This window comes from Vaccinium witches'-broom phytoplasma str. VAC, assembly GCF_000309405.1.
Lineage (GTDB): Bacteria > Bacillota_I > Bacilli_A > Acholeplasmatales > Acholeplasmataceae > Phytoplasma.
The window spans coordinates 1-374 of record NZ_AKIN01000262.1 but is presented as its reverse complement, the minus strand read 5'-3'; the positions used below and the strand labels follow the sequence as shown (position 1 = coordinate 374).

Sequence of the window (374 nt, the reverse complement as noted above, 5' to 3'; positions counted from 1 at the left end):
CTAGAATAATCTGGGGAGAAGTTAATAATTGCGCATGAAGGCCAAAACCTAACAAAAAGCAACTAAAATATAAAGCAATTTTTTCAATAACAGTTAATTGGTTCATGAAAAGATGGTATTAATTTAATTTATTTAATTGGTCTTGTAAATGTTGAATGCATTCATTTAAATAAGGTTTTAATTCTGCTTGCGTATTAGGATCTTCTATTTCCTTTTGATAGGCGGCAAGATCTTGTTTTAAATTAATTTTCGCAGCTATTTGAGATATTTTATCATCAATGGTTTGAATTCTATTTTCTTTACTAATTTTGTCATTATTAAGAGTAGTTTTATCAGTAGAAGTTAATTGAGTATTTTTTAATTTTTCTTCTATA

General features: G+C 25.9%; 1 pseudogene. It reads right to left on the bottom strand.

The window, feature by feature from the left end:
• Positions 1-118: 118 nt before the first annotated feature.
• A pseudogene (locus tag RI68_RS03380) lies at positions 119-374 on the bottom strand (hypothetical protein); the annotation flags it as partial.